The sequence below is a fragment of the Paenibacillus sp. 1781tsa1 genome, assembly GCF_024159265.1.
In the GTDB taxonomy this organism is placed as follows: domain Bacteria; phylum Bacillota; class Bacilli; order Paenibacillales; family Paenibacillaceae; genus Paenibacillus.
Genome location: NZ_JAMYWY010000001.1, coordinates 6,591,375 through 6,609,867, shown reverse-complemented (window position 1 = coordinate 6,609,867; position 18,493 = coordinate 6,591,375). Strand labels below are relative to the sequence as shown.

The following is an 18,493-nucleotide window of genomic DNA, read 5'->3' as shown; positions in this document are numbered from 1 at the left end:
GCTTCTTTTGTATGCTATATTCGAGCCATTACATCCATTGACCCTATCACGATTGGGTTTCCGATAATAATTGTGCATATAGAGCAGCAAGATCCTGAGAAGGAGCAGCACCTATTTCCTGAAGTAAATGTGCTGTATATTGCTCATAATGTTTGATCAGGGCTTCCTTGTTCTTCTGCATGGAAAGTGCTCGGATGAGCAGAATCAGCGATTCTTCGTGTAATTCGTTGCGTTGCAGAAGTTTTTTGAGTAGGCGGATAGCATTACTGGTATCTTTGGCTTCCAGCAGGGCACTGCACAACCGCTGGTTTAGTGCACTATATATAAGTGACAGTCGTTCAATCTCGCTCAAGGACCACGTGTATCCATACTCTCCAAATAAATCACCCACATACATTTGCTCAATCAATAGGGCTTGCTCTATGTCGGCCTCGGATTGAATGACAGATAGCCGCCTACATCCTTCTTCGAAGCGGATAAAATCAACCGTAATATCGGATAAATTCAGAGCGTAATAATGATTGTACGTATGAAGTACTTCTTTCAGCCCGTACTCATTAAGCAACTTGCGTAGCTGATAGACCGTTGTGTTGAGGTAGACTTCGGCATTCTTCTGTGGCATGTTTCCAAAAATATCTTCAATGAGACGGGTACGGGATACAAGCCGTCCTTGCTGGACAAGCAGATATGCAAACAATTCAATACTTTTGCTGGATCTCCATTTGGTCTTGATTCCGTGGTCGCTGTGAATTTCGATTCTGCCCAGAGCATTGAACTCTACCGCTTGCGCTTCAATCGTCCACACAACTTCTTCCTCAGGTAACTTGCTGCGCGACGCTGCCAGCGCTCTATGTAACGTTTGGAGGAGCCGATCCTTTTTCACTGGTTTCACCATATAATCAAAGGCAAAGACATCAAATGCTGATAAGGCATATTCTATATGAGACGTTATAAATACAATTTGGGTCTGTTTGCCCTGCTTTCGCAGTGCTTCTGCAAATTCCAGTCCGCTTTCTCGGGGCATATTAATATCGACAAAAATGAGATCTACCTCGTGCTCGTCAAGATACGATGATGCGGCCTGAGTATCCAGAAATGCACCCATGACCTCCACTTCCTCGATCTTCGCCAGCATCTTTTTCATAATCAAATGCATGGCTTTCTCATCATCTATCAGAATGACCTTCATTTTCATGTATTGTCCTCCACCTGCACGGAATATCGAGAAGTCTCGGTTGCATTAGACTGGGGTGGAAGAGGTACAGAGAAGTAGAAGTTGCTGCCCTGCGAAGGTCTGCTGTCAAACCAGATTTCGCCCCCATTCAGGCGTACGAACTCCCGGCACAGATTCAAGCCAAATCCGATGCCGCGTTCTCCTGCCGTTCCCGTTGCCGATACTGGATACTCATCCTGAACCAGGGACCGGGCCTGCTCATCTGTAATGCCTTCTCCCGTATCGCTTACGGATACCACAATATGCTGATCCTTTCGTTCGGCATTCAACGTGATCTGTCCTCCCGGATTAGTGAATTTAATGCTGTTGGATAAAAGGTTTCGAAGAATCAGATCAAGCATTTCTTTATCCGCATAGACGGACACTCCTGGTGAAATACGCGATACCATTCGAATCTGCTTATTCTCGCTGCGAACACGTAACAAACGTATGCTGTTCTCCACAGAATAATGTAGATCCCGTTCCACCGGATGGAAGACTTGCCCTCCGCTTTGGCTGCGGAACCATTCCAGCAGTCCTTCTACCAGAGCGAACGTATTATGGATCTGGTGCTTCATCTCATGGACAATCTCTTCATGATCAGCATTGGATTCCTGTAGTTCTTCCTCAAGCAAGTCCATCAGATTAACCAGTACGGCTACAGGATCACGAATATCGTGAGCCACAACATTGAACATTCGGTCTTTGAACGTGTTGAGCTCACTTAACTGTTGGGCGTTGTCACGAAGTTTCTTCTCCGCCTGTACGGCTTCAGTCACATCATTAAGCAGTAGCATCTTGCCAATAGGTTTACCGTTTTGATGCTGAACAGGAGAAAGATGAACGTTATAGATTCTCCCACTTGGGTCGTTGGAGAGTTGAATTTTGCGGACATCGTTAAGCGGTTCCTGTTCAAGTAGCTTTGCTAGAAGCTGTGGGTATTGTGCGAGTATCTGACTTGCATGCTTGCCCAAGCTTTTGGGATGAAGAGGTTCAATGATATGTCGGGCAGAACGGTTGTAGCTGGTCAACACATGATCCAGATCGAAGACAATAACAGCATCCTGTATGGATTCGAATACCTTTTGGTACGCCAGCGGAGCCAGACGAAGCATGTTGAACTGGAAGACTCCCCATGTGTAGAAGATGCCCGATATCACAAATCCAAATGGAGAAAAATCAAGAGGCGAATGAAAGATATTACTTAGGTATATTAGTGAGAAAATGAATGGTCCACAGGAGCCAATAATCATAAATATGATTTGTTTTTTCATAGGGGGTGTGGCACGAAGCAACATCTGTACCAGGAAAAAAATAGAAATAAAGAACAGTGCATAGGAAAAGACGACATGAACAGAAAATAAAGGTCCTCTCTCAAGAGACACAAGCGGGAATCCCCAGGATGTATCGAGCGTCATATTGGTATAGAACAAGTGATGCCACTCGTTGGTATTATGTGTGATGAATGTAAAAGAAGGCACAAGGAGCAACAGAACTACACTGCGTGTACGCACCCATGATTCACGGCCTGTGTACTGAAGCACCATAAGAAAGTAGAACACTGGCCCAAGCAGAATGCCAATATATTCAATTCGAAGCCAGAATCGAATATGGTCCAGTTGTTGACTAATAATCTCGAAGCCATAGCCGAATGTATAAAAAGAGCTGACAAGCATCCCCAGTCCGTAACTGACGGCTATGGGTGAGTTTCTTCTTTTGTAAGAGAGGTAAGCGAGCATTAATGTGCAGCAGGTTGCAGCCATCAGCAATACAGATAAATACATATTAGGGTTCATGGATGGGCCGCCTCGATCTAAGTAATATTCATGCAAGATATGCCTCCTATGTTATCAGAATAAGGATTAAAAACATACGTGTTGGAGAGCGGATACTCACATTTATTTTTGAGATCAAAAAGGAAGCTTCCATCGATGGTTGAATCTGTTAAAAAAGCCCACCATAGACCTGGAAACAGGCTTGGCAGGCTTCAATTATTTCATCATATTATAGGGATTGCAGAAGTGCTTCAAATTCAGAATTGGTCTGGAGAACTCGCAAAATAATAGTCAGTGCTTCTGCACGGGAAGCGGAGTTCGCGGGATGGAATTCTCCATTGCGATCTCCTTGAATAATTCCGGCTGCTGCCGCTTGCTGGAGTTGATCTTTATTCCAAGTTTGCTCCAGATCGGAGAAAGCGGGTGCTTCTGCGGATGTTACTTTGCTTAAATCCATAATGCGCGAGATGATGGCGATGATCTCAGAACGTTTGATCTCTTGATTCGGTCTGAATGTGCCGTCCGGGTAACCGGACAACACACCCTTGCTTTGCAGAGATCGAATGGACGATTCTGCCCAGTGACCCGATACGTCGCTTATTGTTTTGCCTTGGTTGCTCGACAGATCAAATACTTTGGCGATCAGGGTTGCGAACTCAGCACGGGTAATACTGGCATTTGGATGGAACGAGCCATCGGTATAACCCGTTACGACACCCAGCTTCACGAATGTAGTTACAGTTGATCCCGCCCAGTGCGTGGTGGTATCCGTTAATTGAACAGTCGCAGGATTGGACTGTGCAGCTTTAACCTTCTGAGTGAAGCTGGATATGAAGCTATCCATATTAAGAATTTGACTGTTGAATGTAGGTCCAGGTACCACAGCTGTTCCGGGTGCTGGCTGAGGACTCGGATCGGATGGAGTCACGGGCGTTGGCGCAGGTGTAGGAACTGGTGTGGGAGCTGCTGGTGAGCCTGAACCACCACTTGAATTACCTCCAGAGTTACCACCTGTATTGCCTCCATTACTTCCGTTGTTAAACGTGGTAATTACAACGGTTTTGGTTCCGAATACGCCTGATAGATCTGCTGCCTCGGCTTTAACCAGAACGGTTCCTACTGTTGTTCCCGTTAGTTTTCCGTTTGCATCAATGGTCGCTTTACCTGTTCCGTCCTGCACTGACCAGACGACAGAAGGATTCTTGGCATCGGCTGGAAGGACATTTGCCGTGAGTGGAATGGACTGACCTTGTTGCACAGAATTGCTTCCGCTGATAGTAATGGAATTCACGAGAACAGAAGTTGGCTTAATGGTGACCTGCACACTGCCGACAACTCCACTACCATCTGTAGCAACCGCCTGAGCCAAAACGGTTCCCGGGTCTCCGGCGGTAAGTACGCCTGTAGTCGGATCGATCGTGGCCGTTCCGGTTTGAGGCGAGACAGACCAAGTCACGGCAGGATTGATCGCGTTAGAAGGTGAGATTGCAGCATTTAGAGCCAACGTTTCACCAGCAAGTACAGAAAAGACATCGTCCGGGGTGGTTATTTTCACATCGGTAACAATGGATAGTAAGTTATCATTAAGTAATTTTGAGCCAGAGTATACGCTGATAGGTTTTGTGATTGGTCCCGATTTGATCGGAAAGGTTACAAGTCCACCCTGTGTATAGTATGAATATCCATTGGCTACGGTTGGGTCACCATATCCATTCAGACTATGAAATTCTAAATTTGGATCGTCTCCATGCAGGAAGATTTCAGTTCGATTGTTAACAGGTTGCCCCTGCTCATCGTAGACAGCCAACGTATAATTTAGATAACCCGGATAGGCGGAAGGCTGAGATGCCGCAATTAACTGCACATGATGTGCGGCAGTTGCTGATTTGTTACTCTGAATATTGTGAATATTAATTAGATTGCCAGACATATCAGGGATATAGTTATCGGGAACCCAAGCTATTCCATCCGCTTCAGCGTATCCCCCGACGATCTTTTTATTAATATCCATGATAGCTTCTACACTGCTGTTACCTCCGATATCTGGAACTTGTACAACTTCTCCACTGGAATACCTGAAAAATATTTGAGTCCCTTCGCTCGGTTTATCATTGGGATATAGTATTATAATGGAACTTTTGTTGGTTACACATCCGCTTAATAAAACTGCAAACAAAGCCAATAACAAGCCTGTTTTTCCTATTTTGAATCTGTTCATCTTCAATCTTCATCTCCTTCAATTCGGGTTACCACACTTTAAATTAATTATATCTGGCTCCAATGACGGCAAAATGATAAACCCCATAATCAAGCGCGTGTAGGCTCTTGGTTATGGGCTAATATTGGTTATTTTTTGATGTTTGACATTGGCTTCTTGCGATAATATACTTAGTACACCTAATTAATTGTGCATCTATTTAATTGTACTGCTATTTAATAGATGTCCTATGATGCTGGATATCTATGGAATGATAAAGAGAAAGAAGGAGGGACCCATTATGACTGATATAGATCCAGTCGCTCAGAAGCTTTTGTACTCCATCATGCAGTTTAATAAAGGCAAATGGAGGCAACATAAACCTCATGGGCGCAATCACAATGAAATTATGGTGCTGGCTTGTTTGCTTCATGGTACGCATCCGGGAGAACGTCTGGATTGGCGGGATAATCCGCCAGATTTTGAGAGAGAGCTAAATGAGAGTCGCCCAGGATTAAAAGTATCGGAAATCAGTGCGTTACTGCGGGTGAAATCACCAACGATAACCCCGGTTATTCGTGGCCTTGAGGACGAAGGGCTGGTGGAACGAACGATGGACCCGAAGGATCGCCGTGCTGTGCGTATCACGATTACTGAAGCAGGTCGTGAAGTTATTCGGGCTGCTCACCAAGAACGAATGGAAATATTCAACAAGTTAGTCGAGCATCTGGGTGAGCAAGACAGTACTCAGCTGGCTGAGTTGTTGACAAAGGTTTACACCTTTTTTGATACATTAACTTCCTTGCAAAAGGATGATTCGACGACAAGAGGAGATGATACGCCATGATGAAACTGTTTCGCATGCTGAAGCCTTACCGAATACCGATTATCTTCATTCTGGTTTTGGTACTGTTTCAGTCGCTTGCTGAATTGTATCTGCCTACACTAATGGCAGATATCGTGAATTTCGGCATCATTAAAGGAGATGTCCCGTATATTTGGCAGATTGGTGGATGGATGTTGGTCATCGCGATTGGCGGAACAGCGTGTTCGGTGATCGCCAGTTACCTCTCCTCTCGAACGGCGGGTGGATTTGCCAAACAATTGCGCAGCAGAGTTTTCCGCCATGTGGAGAACTTCTCGCTCCAAGAGTTCGATAAGATGGGTACTGCTTCCCTGATTACGCGTACGACGAATGATATCACGCAGGTACAGAATGTACTTACGATGATGCTGCGCATGATGATTATGGCTCCGCTCATGTGTATCGGGGGTATCTTCATGGCGGTATCACAGGACGCTAAACTATCTACAATCTTCCTGGTCGTGCTTCCTGTACTGGGCGGAGCCATTGCGCTGATTGGTTCCAAGGGTTTACCTTTGTTCAAAACCATTCAGAAAAAGCTGGACCGACTCAACCTCGTGCTGCGTGAGCAGTTAACAGGGATTCGCGTCGTTCGTTCATTCAACCGTGGGGAGCATGAGCGTGTGCGCTTTAACGGGGCCAACACGGAACTGAGAGATTCTTCGATTAAAGTTAATGTGCTCATGGCGACCATCATGCCTGTGATGATGCTGGTTATGAACTTTTCGATGATTGCCATCCTTTATTTTGGTGGGATGCGGATCGACAGCGGCAATATGAACATCGGTGCATTGATTGCCTTCATTCAATATGCCATGCAAATCATGTTCTCACTGATTATGGTTTCCATGATCTTTGTCATGATTCCAAGAGCTTCAGCATCGGCAGAACGGATCAACGAAGTGCTTGATATGCATCCGGATCTTAGCAATCCCGAGCAGCCTCGTGGTATGCAATCCATGCAGGGTATGATTGAGTTTGACAATGTAACTTTCCGTTATCCGGGCGCAGAGAATCCAGCGTTGTCCGATATATCCTTCACAGCTCGCTCAGGTGAGACAACCGCCATCATTGGTGGTACGGGTTCGGGGAAATCGACATTGCTCAGTCTTATTCCACGATTCTATGATGTGACCGAAGGCAGTGTTCGGGTAAATGGTACGGATGTGCGTGAGCTTCGGCAGGAAGATTTACGTGCCAAAATTGGCTTTGTACCACAAAAGGCAGTTCTCTTCACGGGTACGATTACGGAGAATATTCGTCACGGGAAAGACGATGCCACAATGGATGAAGTTGTGCATGCGGCCCGTACGGCTCAGGCAGAGAACTTCATTACCGAGATGAAAGATGGATATGACAGCCTTATCGCGCAAGGTGGTAACAACGTATCTGGTGGACAAAAGCAACGTCTGTCCATCGCCCGCGCACTTGTTCGCCGTCCGGAAGTCTATATCTTTGATGACAGTTTCTCTGCTCTCGATTTCAAAACGGATGCTAAACTTCGTGCTGCGCTCAAGTCCGAAACGACAGAAGCGGCTGTGCTGATTGTAGCCCAACGCGTAAGTACAGTAATGGATGCCGATCGCATTCTGGTTATGGATGAGGGCCGAATAGTAGGTTCAGGAACACATAAAGAGCTGTTGGAGCACAATGAAGTGTATCGCGAGATTGTATCCTCCCAGCTGACAGAGGAGGAGATCGCATGAGTGAACGTACAGAACGCAAGTCGCCTCGTCCCCACGGTGGACCGGGACCCGGTCCCGGTATGGGCATGCGACCTCCCGCTGAGAAAGCAAAAGATTTCAAAGGCACACTACGGCGTTTGATTCGTTATCTCCAGCCCCACAGTTCACGTCTACTCGGTGTGCTGGTTGCAGCCATTCTGAGTACCGTATTCAGTATCATCAGTCCTAAGATCATGGCCGAAGGTACGGATATTCTCAGCAAAGGCGCCATTGCCATCCTTCAGGGTGTGCAGGGGGCCGGGATTGATTTTCCTGCATTGATGAAAGTATTATACCTGCTTGGCGGGCTCTATCTGTTCAGTGCTGCATTCATGTATGTTCAGCAATACCTGATGGCTGGTGTAGCCCAGCGTGTTGTCTATGACATGCGTGAGCAGATCAGTGCGAAGGTTGGACGCCTTCCTTTGAAATATTTCGACTCCCGCACGACTGGGGAGACACTGAGCCGTGCCACGAATGACGTGGACAATATCAGTAATACCCTTCAGCAAAGTTTGGCACAGTTCATTACGTCCATCGTAACGATTGTCGGAGTAATCATCATGATGCTGACGATTAGTCCATGGATGACGCTGATCACGATTTTGACTCTGCCACTCAGTGTTGTTGTTGTCATGCTGGTCGCTTCCCGTTCTCAAAAACACTTTGCGGGTCAACAGAAATCCCTTGGGGAACTGAACGGTCATGTCGAAGAGATGTACACGGGACACAAGGTTGTCAAAGCATTTGGACGCGAAGAACAATCGGTACAGCAATTCGAGAAGGTCAATGAAGAGTTGTATGAATCCGGTTGGAAAGCCCAGTTTATCTCCGGTATTATTATGCCGCTCATGAGTTTTGTCGGTAACCTGGGTTATGTACTGATCTGTGTGGTTGGTGGGATTTTCGTTACACGTGGATCTATCTCCATCGGGGATATTCTGGCCTTCACGCAGTATTCCCGTCAATTCACACAACCAATTAACCAGATTGCTAATATCTCCAATATCATTCAATCGACGATTGCTTCGGCAGAACGGGTATTTGAGTTGCTGGATGAAGAGGAAGAAGTTCCGGAGTCCAATCAACCTGTGCAATTACAGCAGCCTAGAGGTGCGGTTGCGTTCCAAGGTGTTAATTTTGGATATAAAGAAAATGAACTGCTCATTCATAATATGAACATTAATGTAAAACCGGGACAGACGGTAGCCATTGTTGGACCAACGGGAGCCGGTAAAACGACTCTGATCAACCTGTTAATGCGTTTCTATGAAATTCAGGATGGTCAGATTACGATTGACGGTGCCGACATTAAGGATATGGAGCGTGGCAAGCTGCGCAGTCTGTTCGGCATGGTGCTTCAGGATACCTGGTTGTTCAACGGAACGATTCGGGACAACATCGCCTATGGTCGAGAAGGTTCTACGGAAGAGGATGTAATCAAGGCAGCCGTTGCGGCACATGCGGATCACTTTATTCGTACACTGCCTGATGGATATGATACGGTGCTGAATGAAGAGGCGTCGAACATCTCTCAAGGGCAGAAACAGTTGCTGACCATTGCAAGAGCAATTCTGGCGAACCCGGCCATCCTCATTCTGGATGAAGCGACGAGTAGCGTGGATACACGGACCGAAGTGTTTATCCAGAAAGCAATGAATGATCTGATGAAGGATCGCACGAGCTTTGTCATTGCACACCGTTTGTCCACCATTCGCGGCGCTGATCTGATCCTGGTGATGGATCATGGTAACGTGATTGAACAGGGCAATCATGATGAATTGATGGCAAGTCAGGGCTTCTACGCCGATCTGTACAATAGTCAATTTGCGGAGCAACAACCGCAGGCGATCTGATGAAAATGTAAATAACAAGAATAGCCGGGAGCCCCTATTAGGGGTTCCCGGCTATTTGTTGTGTATCCAGACGAGTGGATTCTAATGTGGGGCTGATTGGATTCGGGATATATAAGATATGAAAGAACGTTGGCATGGTAACTGGGTTGAGGTGCTCGTCAGCCTTTCAATTGTTTGCGTGAGATGCAGACAGGTGGATTCGTTATCCATCGTCCAGGCTAACGAATCGTTGACACCTTATATGGAGGATTATTAAGCACTTCCAATTCTAACGAACTTGAGACATGTTATTTCTCGGATAAGCAGCACAAAACGGTAAAATAAACTGCAGATTGAGGAAATAAAGTGTCTACGGTTCGTTACATTTCCGGAATGGCTGAAAATGACCAAATAGCGTGTGCTCGCTTCGTTAGATATCATGTCATCTGTTAAACCGACAGGTTTCTATTCATTGGCACACATCGGTATATATGTTTACACATTGGTACACATCATCTTGCTCCAGTAATTGGAGCTATGATGTTTAAAAAAGGGACAAAGCAGTGTATACACTGCTTTGTCCCTTTTCATCTTAATATATGGAAGCCGAACGTTGAATGTTGCCCTAATTTGAGTCGCGAGTCATCACCCGATATAGAAATCGGGGCCGAGCCAGTTCATTTAGCGATCGTCAGACAACTCTTTCGCAGGCTCATCTGCATCATCTGGACCGTTACGGGTAGACGATTTTACGTCCAGCTCCTTTTCATCATTCTTAGCTTCCTCCAGTGCAGACGGAGCGGGTTCGCCCGGGATCAATTCGCGCTGCTCAATCATACGTTTGACGACTTCATAACAGTCATCCACATGTTTGTTACCCACATAGCGCATGGCTGTGAAGCTAAGTGCAGCAGCCAATCCCTGTCCAGCAAATGGGACGAATTTGGCGACCGATTTGGTGGCTACGCGTACGCCGACTCTTTTCAAAACCTGTACAACCAGTTCTTTCGTCACCATACGTCCGATGACTTTGCTTCCGATGGACATGACGAATCCATAGATCATGGATTTGGTCTCGGGGTCCATGCCGTCCAGCTGTTTTTGTGATAATCCGAATTTATTGTTAATGGCAGGCAACAGCTGCATCAGCATCCCCACATCAGCCAGTACGTCTGTACCGGGCAGGGGAACGAGTGTTGTACCGGCAGATGCGGTAGCTCTTTTGCGAACCATGGTACGGCATTCCTTGCGAACTTGCTCCAATTGTTCCAACGTTGCTGGAATCATACGGAATCCCTCCATTCGTATATGGTATAGATATAACCGTTTTGAATTGTTTTGAATGGGTTCTCACCAGCAAAATTTGCAGCCTTATGACATAAGGTGTGGAGAAACCCTTTTTCTCATGCATACATCTGGTTAACCAAGGAAATGGTTTGTAAGATCAACGAGTTATATAGCTATTACGAATGAATGAGGATTAGGGTGCATATCTGGTTGGGGAACCTATTCGGAATGATGGTTGCTTAGCGCAGGGCTTGTTTACGGCTTCGACCTATATGGGTAAAGGTTAAGAAGCATTGGAATGGAGGAAGAGAAGGATGGAGTTTAACAAAGCATTGTTAATTCATCATCATCATTCAGGCAAGGCCAATCGTGAGAATACAGTGGGTCTTGTCGCTGGTGTGCTGGCTCCCGCTGTTCATGAACTCGTTATTGTGCGCACGGACGAACCAGGTGAGGGAGAGAAGCTGTGTCGTGAGCGTGGGGAACAATTCGATGTGGTTTTTATCCTGGGTGGGGATGGCACGGTGCATGAATGCGTGAATGGACTGGCTGATCTGCAACATCCTCCGTTGATTGGCATATTGCCTGGAGGCACCTGTAATGACTTTGCGCGTTCACTCGGCATTTCACCCGATGCAGAGACTGCTGCACAAGAAATGCTCGCAGGTCGGGTGGTATCTATTGATGTGGGACGAGCTAACGATCGGGTGTTCACGAACTTTTTTGGCATTGGCTTGATCAGTGATGCATCGCAGAATATTAACGAGAATCTGAAAGGCGCGCTGGGTAAGCTTAGTTATTTCATCAGCACGTTGCAGACGATTAGTCATACGGAGCCGTTTCGTTATCAATTGGAGGCGGATGGGAAAGAGATGGCAGGCGAAGCGGTGATGATCTACGCAGCCAACGGCCGTTTCCTGGGAACGAATGCCCTGCCTTTTGCACCGGATGCATTGCAGGATGGGGAGCTGGACGTACTCATTATTCATGAGACAGGCATCCCGCTGCTGCGAGAGATCCTGTCGCATAAGCCGGAGGGAGATTGGCAACCTCAGAGTGAGAGCATTTCATACTTCAAGGCATCTACGCTAAAAGTGAACACAGATACGCCGATGTCAGCTGACACGGATGGCGAATTGTATATGAAGACACCCGCCGAGCTATCGGTGCTGACGGGTCATCTGAAATTTCTAACCGGGGAGGTGTACTAAATCCCTGGTTTTTTGGTTTGATTTTGGCTGAAAGGAAACTTAATCATTACCTGCCTGATCTTTCATATGACGTTGCCTGAACTCATCCTCCAGCATGCTCATCTGAATGGCATCATGATATTGGTGATTGTAAAACAAGACATCCCGCTTCACACCCTCGCGCTGGAATCCGAGTTTCTCATACGTGCGAATAGCTCGCTCGTTGAAGGCGTACACTTCAAGCTCGATTCGATGCAGGTTACAGATACCGAAGCCGTAGTCCAGCATAAGCAGTAATGCCTCGCTACCGTAGCCTTTGCCTTGATGCTCCGCCTGATCGATGGCAACCCGGATATGTGCACTGCGATTCTTGGCATGCATGTCCATCAGGACGACATCTCCGATGATCTGGTCATTTTCCTGTAAAGCAATAAGTAGCATGAGTCTGGAGTCATCCTGTGCTGCATTTTCAACATAACGTTCAACCTGAGCACGTGTAAAACTGTTCTGTGTTCCCGTCAGCCTACGCATCTTGGCATCAAACAGTCCAGGGAAGTAAACATCCACATCTGTAATCTCAAAGGGACGCAGGTATATGCGCTTTGTTTCCAGCAGACGGGGGATGATTTTGGTGGTGACATGGTTTTTCCTCCTATGGGTTCAAGGCTAGGTTATTCATTTTATGTATCGTATTAATCAACGGGAAATAGATAATTAACAACACTTTACCATATTTTCTCATGCTTGTAGCTATAATGGTCGATATAAGTATTGTCGTGCTTGCTAAGTCGAAGAGAAACTCATTTTTGAAGATTCGTATTACTCTGCTCGAATTACATATTTTGATTTGCTGTACTGTATACAAAGCTGTGTTGTAGTAAACCAGACATTCATAGTTTAAAGAGGCATATCAGTTTAATCTTAGCAGGCCGATAGATTCTATAAAAATAGAAATGGGGATTTACAGAAATGCGAAAGTTAGAGAATTGTTTGAAGTGGTTTACTGTTTTTTTAATTTTGATTACACCGCTGTTTACTTCACCGGGACAGGTCTCAGCAGCGAAAAAAGAGATCTATATTACTCTTTCTGGTGAAAAACACAAATATGTGGGAGAAGTCAAAAATGGCGTACCTAATGGTAAAGGAATATCCTATTTTTCAAATGGGAAGAAGAGCTTTGAAGGTAAGTTTGTAGCGGGAAGGCCTCATGAAGGGAAAAGGTATAACGCAGATGGAAAGCTGTACTCGGATATTTCTAATGGACAGGGAAAGCTTTACTACCCAAATGGAAAGTTTAATTATGTTGGTAAGGTGGATATTGAAACATGGCTTCCTTCAGGTAAGGGCACCGAATATTATCCAGATGGAACAGTTAAATATAAGGGCGATTTTTTGAAGGGTTCGTTTCATGGTCAAGGTAAGTGGTATACAGAATCTGGTGAGATGTTCTATCAGGGCACATTTAAGAATGGATTGCCACAGGGACAAGGTAAAGCATATCAATATGGAGAAATTGCCTATGTTGGTGCATTTGATAAAGGAGTACCCACGTATTCTGGCAAAATTAAATTGTACGAAGATGGTGTAATCATCTATGATGGGCAGGCTAAAAATGGAGCTATTACCGCCAAAGGTAAAGGGTACTTGAACGGTAAGTTAGTCTATGTGGGCATGTTTAAGAACGGAAGACCAACGGGTGAAGGTAAATTCTATACGGAGAATAGTAGTGATGGCCCTAATATATCTATTTATATCACTGTTGACTAAGTAACAGGTAAGTAATTACAGAATCAATTCAACATTGTCGAGAGCAGAGTCCTATAATCATGTTTAGAGTTCAACCAATAAACCATCGGTAGGTGTGTTCATTACATCGCCCGATGGTTTTTTGGCATAACTGCTTAGAGATACAGCTATATATTCTCGCTCCGCTTAACCGCTCCATCCAGAAACAGGGCCACAAGTTCCCGTGCAAGTTCCTCAATACTGCCACCATTCATGTTGCGTACATCTTCGCGGTTCGCGAGCATGAGCAGTGACGTAAATGCATGGGCAAGCAGCATGGGACTGGCAACCCGCAAATAACCATTGTCCATCTCCTGCTGGAAGTGGGCCGCAAGCACTTCGAAGATCTGAACCTCAGCTTCTCGAATCTGGCTGAGTTGCTCCGTATTCAGATGCTTCTCGGCTTCTCGCATCATGCTCTCCGTCTCAATATGGGAGTGCTGCATCTTTGCTTGCGCTACCTTGATCAGCCGCTCTTGTAATGTGCCGGGTTCTTCCAGGCGGAGTGAAGTCTGCTGCATGCTCATCGACATTATGCGGGTAATGGCAACGGTGAACAGATCGGCTTTGCTGGTGAAGTGATAATAGATTGATGCTTTGGTTACATTGCATAATGAAGCAATCTGTTGGAGAGAGACGGGTTCATACCCATATTCCATAAACAGACGTGAAGCTGTCATCAATATGTTGGTTTGGACAGATGCCTGATCGGCACCCGTTTTGGGTCTGCCCGGTGACCGGGGGATGTTTGTTTTTTTGCTCATAATCACTGACCTCTTTACGTATTTAATCGCTGGCTAAGGATGTTCACAAATTAGGCATTGCAAAATTAACCTTCCGGTATATATAATTAACTCAATTATACTATGACCCGTGGTTCATTACTACACCATCACATAAATAGGGCTTCATAGAAACAGAATAGGGAGATGAAGAGACAATGCAGGAAGGTTCGGGTTATGGCCGTTGGGTTGCTGGCAAACGAAGCAAATGGATTACACTTTTGGTATGGATCATAATCGCCGTTGTGCTTGGCATGGTATGGCCTGCTGTAGGTGAACGTGAAACCAATAACGCACAGGATCTGAGTGAATCCAAACCATCGGTTCAGGCAGCTGCACTTGCCGAGAAGGAATTCCCTGGTGGTGAAGGATTGCCCGCGCTGATCGTATGGCGTCAAGCCGGCGGTTTGACGGATGAGCAGATTGAGAACATTCAGGCATTAACGGAGCGACTGGATCAAGATCCGGTAGAACAACAGCAGTCCGTTGCGCCACTCTATCAATTGCCGCCACAGGCGTTGAAAGGCCAGCTTTCGGAAGACGGAAGCACCCTGGTTATGCCGCTTTTCTTCAATGAAGGTGCCGATGCAGAACAATTAGAACAAGGCATTGAAGCACTTGAGCAAAAAACACAAGACATCTTCGGGGCAAACCCGTTCGATGTAGCTATAGATGATGCCAATACACTGATTGCTCGTGTAACAGGGCCAGTAGGGATATCCATTGATGCGAGCGGACTATTCTCTTCCGCCGATGTATCCTTGCTTATCGCTACGGTTGTACTGGTATTGGTGCTGCTGCTATTGATCTATCGTTCGCCAGTGCTAGCGATTATCCCAATTATTGCGGTTGGATTCGCGTATATGGTGACCAGTCCGATTCTCGGGTTCATGGCGGATCAAGGCTGGATTACGGTGGACGCACAGTCAATCTCAATCATGACTGTATTGTTATTTGGAGCAGGAACGGATTACTGCCTGTTCATGATCTCCAGATACCGCCAAATTCTCTACCATGAGCCGGACAAAAAGAAAGCCATCTTCCAGGCCATTACCGGATCTTCCGGCGCCATTGCCATGAGTGGATTCACGGTCGTTGCAGCACTACTGGTGCTGTTGCTGGCTGAATATGGTGCGTATCATCGTTTTGCCGTACCATTCAGTCTATCCATCTTTATTATGTTTATTGCAAGTCTGACGCTGGTTCCGGCACTGCTCGCGATCTTTGGCCGGGGTTCATTCTACCCGTTCGTACCGCGTACCCATGAGATGGAAGTCGAACGTGCCAAGAAAAAAGGCAAACCGGCTCCTGCCCCACGCAAAGTGAAGGAAAGCTGGATTGGCCGTACGGTGGTCACTAAACCTTGGGCCGTGCTTGCAATTACCCTGGTATTGCTGGGAGGACTGGCAGCATTCTCAACTCAGGTTAAATTCACATATGATCTGTTGTCTTCCTTCCCGGAGGATGTGCCTTCCCGCGAAGGTTTCACGGTCATTGGTGAACAGTTCTCCCAAGGCGAGCTGGCTCCAGTGAAAGTGATTGTAGATTCAGGTGGCAAAGAAACTGATCTGAAGCAGCGGCTTGAATCGCTGGATTACATTAGCAAAGTAGGCGATGCCCAACAGGGTGCCGAGAATGCTAACATTACGGCTTATGACGTGGAATTTAATCTGAATCCATATTCCATGGAGGCGATGCAGCATATTCCGGATCTGCGGGCTACTGCGGAACAGGCGCTTCAAGATGCTGGAGTAACCAATGTGGACAGTCAGGTCTGGATCGATGGTCAGACAGCAGAACAGTATGACATTGAAGTGGCTGGAGAACGGGATGCCAAGATCATTATTCCGGTGGTCATCGGCATGATTACACTATTGCTGCTATTATACTTGCGTTCTGTTGTAGCTACGGCGTATCTGATTGCAACGGTTGTTCTGTCGTATTTCTCTGCACTGGGTCTGGGTTGGATCATTATTCACTACGGACTTGGCGCCGATGCCATACAGGGCGCGATTCCGCTGTATTCCTTCGTATTCCTGGTGGCATTGGGTGAAGACTACAACATCTTCATGATCTCAAGCATCTGGCAGAAACGCAAAACGATGCCGCTTCGTCAAGCTATTAAGGAAGGCGTCGGTGAGACGAGCTCGGTTATTACCTCTGCCGGCCTGATTCTGGCAGGAACCTTTGCGGTACTTGCGACGCTGCCGATTCAAGTATTGGTGCAATTCGGAATTATAACGGCTGTTGGTGTGTTGCTGGATACATTCCTGGTACGTCCGTTCATGGTTCCGGCAATCACCACATTGCTGGGCAAGTGGGCCTTCTGGCCAGGCAAGTATATTCCGATTGCTGAGAAGAATGAGAAGAAACAGAAACAGAACCAGAAACAAAACCAGTCCATGTAATGCATGGATGGGGTGAGATGGACAGCGGGGTTTCGAGCCTGCTGTCCATTTCTTTTTGCACAACAATGGCACGGAATTGAGTTGGACGGGTCTGCTCCTGTGATGGAATGGTGGAACTGTAAAATATCCGCAGGATGAGGCGTAATCCTTGTTTTCTTTGCATAGGGAAGGTTTACGTAGCCAAGGGTTATGGGACATAATAGAGAGAGCGTCGGCCTTGAGCAGACGGATGATCAACATCAATGGGACAACCAGGGGAAGGATGAAAGCAAGCATGACGAACCAACTTAATGTGTATTTCAACCATGACGGCGGCGTAGATGACCTCGTATCGCTGTTCATGCTTCTGCAAATGGACAATGTACATGTAACCGGGGTATCGGTTATTCCGGCAGACGGATATCTGGAGCCAGCAACAGATGCCAGCCGTAAAATTATCGATCGTTTCGGTACATATTCCGTAGAGGTATCTAAATCCAACTCCAGAGGGAAAAATCCATTTCCTGCGGCGTGGAGACTGCATTCCTTCTATGTAGATGCACTTCCTGTACTGAACGAGTCCGGCAAAATGGAAGCACCACTCTCTGCCGTTCCGGCACACCAGCATCTGATCGAGAAAGTACGCAATACTGAAGGCAAAACGTTGCTCCTGTTCACAGGCCCACTGACTGACCTTGCGCGTGCACTGGACGAAGCACCAGACATTGAAGAGAAAATCGACAAGCTGGTATGGATGGGCGGTACGTTCGAGCGTGGTAACGTAGAAGAGCCTGAGCATGATGGCACAGCGGAATGGAACGTATTCTGGGACCCGGAAGCGGCTTATCGTGTGTGGCAGAGCGGCATCCAGATCGATCTGGTTGCACTGGAAAGCACAAACAAAGTACCTCTGACTCCAGCCGTTCGTAACCGCTGGGCAGCAGAGCGTCGCTTCGAAGGCGTTGATTTCCTGGGTAACTGTTACGCAGGTTGTCCGCCACTGGTGTACAGTGAGACAAATTCCACATACTATCTGTGGGATGTGCTGACAACGGCTTCCGTTGGACGCGAGGACATCGTGAAGAAGAAAACCGTGAACTGTATTGTCATCCCGGATGGTCCTAGCCAGGGTCGCACGGTGGAGCAAGCAGACGGACGTCCAGTACAACTGGTGTATGATACCGATCCGGAAGCGTTCTTTACGTATATGACGGATTTGGGTAAAAAAGCTGCTCCGCAGCGCTACTAATTCAGGCAGCCTTAGGGCTTGCCATCCTTAAAGGTACAACAAAAATAAAACCGCAGGCAGTGTCGGAAATGGGGTTGAACCCCATGATCCCGTCCCTGCCGTGCGGCTTTTTTGTTTTGGGCTGACTTATATAGATTGATAACAGCGATTGGAAGGTTTTTCTGTCATCGAAGTGGTGTGTGTGAATATTCTTTAGTTCAATCT

General features: G+C 46.6%; 14 protein-coding genes. 8 read left to right on the top strand and 6 right to left on the bottom strand.

Annotation, left to right across the window (positions count from 1 at the left end; translation table 11 throughout):
* Positions 1-46: 46 nt before the first annotated feature.
* The 3 genes from NKT06_RS29550 to NKT06_RS29540 form a co-directional block, all read right to left on the bottom strand.
* Positions 47-1,195: a response regulator gene (locus NKT06_RS29550; RefSeq protein ID WP_253441615.1), complete on the bottom strand. Its 1,149-nt coding sequence runs from the start codon at positions 1,193-1,195 to the stop codon at positions 47-49.
* The gene (locus NKT06_RS29545) at positions 1,192-3,009 is read right to left on the bottom strand and encodes a sensor histidine kinase (protein WP_253441613.1); all 1,818 of its coding nucleotides are present in this window, start codon (positions 3,007-3,009) and stop codon (positions 1,192-1,194) included. Before NKT06_RS29545 ends, NKT06_RS29550 begins: the two co-directional genes overlap by 4 nt.
* Positions 3,010-3,217: 208 nt before the next feature.
* Positions 3,218-5,206: an S-layer homology domain-containing protein gene (locus NKT06_RS29540; RefSeq protein ID WP_253441611.1), complete on the bottom strand. Its 1,989-nt coding sequence runs from the start codon at positions 5,204-5,206 to the stop codon at positions 3,218-3,220.
* Between the two features lie 280 nt (positions 5,207-5,486).
* On the opposite strand from NKT06_RS29540, the gene NKT06_RS29535 reads away from it, so the two are divergent.
* From NKT06_RS29535 to NKT06_RS29520, 4 genes are all read left to right on the top strand, one after another.
* A complete protein-coding gene (locus tag NKT06_RS29535; protein WP_253441609.1) occupies positions 5,487-6,032 on the top strand; it encodes a MarR family winged helix-turn-helix transcriptional regulator in 546 nt (181 codons plus the stop codon).
* Positions 6,029-7,756: an ABC transporter ATP-binding protein gene (locus NKT06_RS29530; RefSeq protein ID WP_253441607.1), complete on the top strand. Its 1,728-nt coding sequence runs from the start codon at positions 6,029-6,031 to the stop codon at positions 7,754-7,756. The genes NKT06_RS29535 and NKT06_RS29530 overlap by 4 nt, the downstream gene beginning before the upstream one ends.
* Positions 7,753-9,630, top strand: coding sequence for an ABC transporter ATP-binding protein (locus NKT06_RS29525; protein WP_253441605.1), 1,878 nt, complete (start codon positions 7,753-7,755; stop codon positions 9,628-9,630). The genes NKT06_RS29530 and NKT06_RS29525 overlap by 4 nt, the downstream gene beginning before the upstream one ends.
* A gap of 118 nt (positions 9,631-9,748) precedes the next feature.
* Positions 9,749-9,886 carry a hypothetical protein gene (locus NKT06_RS29520; protein ID WP_253441603.1) on the top strand — a complete coding sequence of 46 codons (138 nt, stop codon included), beginning with the start codon at positions 9,749-9,751 and terminating at the stop codon, positions 9,884-9,886.
* Between the two features lie 404 nt (positions 9,887-10,290).
* Here the strand turns inward: NKT06_RS29520 and NKT06_RS29515 are convergent, their stop codons facing one another.
* Positions 10,291-10,896, bottom strand: a complete 606-nt coding sequence (locus tag NKT06_RS29515) for a YcjF family protein (RefSeq protein WP_253441601.1) — start codon at positions 10,894-10,896, stop codon at positions 10,291-10,293.
* Positions 10,897-11,210: 314 nt separating this feature from the next.
* On the opposite strand from NKT06_RS29515, the gene NKT06_RS29510 reads away from it, so the two are divergent.
* Entirely contained in the window at positions 11,211-12,107 is an 897-nt protein-coding gene (locus NKT06_RS29510; RefSeq protein WP_253441599.1) for a diacylglycerol/lipid kinase family protein, read from the top strand.
* A 39-nt stretch (positions 12,108-12,146) separates the two neighbouring features.
* On the opposite strand, the gene NKT06_RS29505 is transcribed toward NKT06_RS29510, so the two are convergent.
* Positions 12,147-12,713, bottom strand: coding sequence for a GNAT family N-acetyltransferase (locus NKT06_RS29505; RefSeq protein WP_483311638.1), 567 nt, complete (start codon positions 12,711-12,713; stop codon positions 12,147-12,149).
* Between the two features lie 342 nt (positions 12,714-13,055).
* Here NKT06_RS29505 and NKT06_RS29500 point away from each other — a divergent pair, with 342 nt between their 5' ends.
* Complete coding sequence (locus tag NKT06_RS29500) at positions 13,056-13,853, top strand: MORN repeat-containing protein (protein WP_253441597.1); 798 nt, start codon at positions 13,056-13,058, stop codon at positions 13,851-13,853.
* Positions 13,854-13,999: 146 nt separating this feature from the next.
* Here the strand turns inward: NKT06_RS29500 and NKT06_RS29495 are convergent, their stop codons facing one another.
* A complete protein-coding gene (locus NKT06_RS29495) occupies positions 14,000-14,635 on the bottom strand; it encodes a TetR/AcrR family transcriptional regulator (protein WP_253441595.1) in 636 nt (211 codons plus the stop codon).
* A gap of 176 nt (positions 14,636-14,811) precedes the next feature.
* Between NKT06_RS29495 and NKT06_RS29490 the strand changes: the two genes are divergently transcribed.
* The gene (locus NKT06_RS29490; RefSeq protein WP_253441593.1) at positions 14,812-17,061 is read left to right on the top strand and encodes an MMPL family transporter; all 2,250 of its coding nucleotides are present in this window, start codon (positions 14,812-14,814) and stop codon (positions 17,059-17,061) included.
* Positions 17,062-17,335: 274 nt separating this feature from the next.
* On the top strand, positions 17,336-18,289 hold the full coding sequence (locus tag NKT06_RS29485) for a nucleoside hydrolase (RefSeq protein WP_017691781.1): 954 nt from the start codon (positions 17,336-17,338) through the stop codon (positions 18,287-18,289).
* Positions 18,290-18,493 lie beyond the last annotated feature (204 nt).

Bases quoted from the DNA above. Each gene is read 5' to 3' on its own strand.
- NKT06_RS29550 (WP_253441615.1), bottom strand. From the start codon at position 1,195: ATGAAAATGAAGGTCATTCTGATAGATGATGAGAAAGCCATGCATTTG.
- NKT06_RS29545 (WP_253441613.1), bottom strand. From the start codon at position 3,009: ATGAACCCTAATATGTATTTATCTGTATTGCTGATGGCTGCAACCTGC.
- NKT06_RS29540 (WP_253441611.1), bottom strand. From the start codon at position 5,206: ATGAACAGATTCAAAATAGGAAAAACAGGCTTGTTATTGGCTTTGTTT.
- NKT06_RS29535 (WP_253441609.1), top strand. From the start codon at position 5,487: ATGACTGATATAGATCCAGTCGCTCAGAAGCTTTTGTACTCCATCATG.
- NKT06_RS29530 (WP_253441607.1), top strand. From the start codon at position 6,029: ATGATGAAACTGTTTCGCATGCTGAAGCCTTACCGAATACCGATTATC.
- NKT06_RS29525 (WP_253441605.1), top strand. From the start codon at position 7,753: ATGAGTGAACGTACAGAACGCAAGTCGCCTCGTCCCCACGGTGGACCG.
- NKT06_RS29520 (WP_253441603.1), top strand. From the start codon at position 9,749: ATGAAAGAACGTTGGCATGGTAACTGGGTTGAGGTGCTCGTCAGCCTT.
- NKT06_RS29515 (WP_253441601.1), bottom strand. From the start codon at position 10,896: ATGATTCCAGCAACGTTGGAACAATTGGAGCAAGTTCGCAAGGAATGC.
- NKT06_RS29510 (WP_253441599.1), top strand. From the start codon at position 11,211: ATGGAGTTTAACAAAGCATTGTTAATTCATCATCATCATTCAGGCAAG.
- NKT06_RS29500 (WP_253441597.1), top strand. From the start codon at position 13,056: ATGCGAAAGTTAGAGAATTGTTTGAAGTGGTTTACTGTTTTTTTAATT.
- NKT06_RS29495 (WP_253441595.1), bottom strand. From the start codon at position 14,635: ATGAGCAAAAAAACAAACATCCCCCGGTCACCGGGCAGACCCAAAACG.
- NKT06_RS29490 (WP_253441593.1), top strand. From the start codon at position 14,812: ATGCAGGAAGGTTCGGGTTATGGCCGTTGGGTTGCTGGCAAACGAAGC.
- NKT06_RS29485 (WP_017691781.1), top strand. From the start codon at position 17,336: ATGACGAACCAACTTAATGTGTATTTCAACCATGACGGCGGCGTAGAT.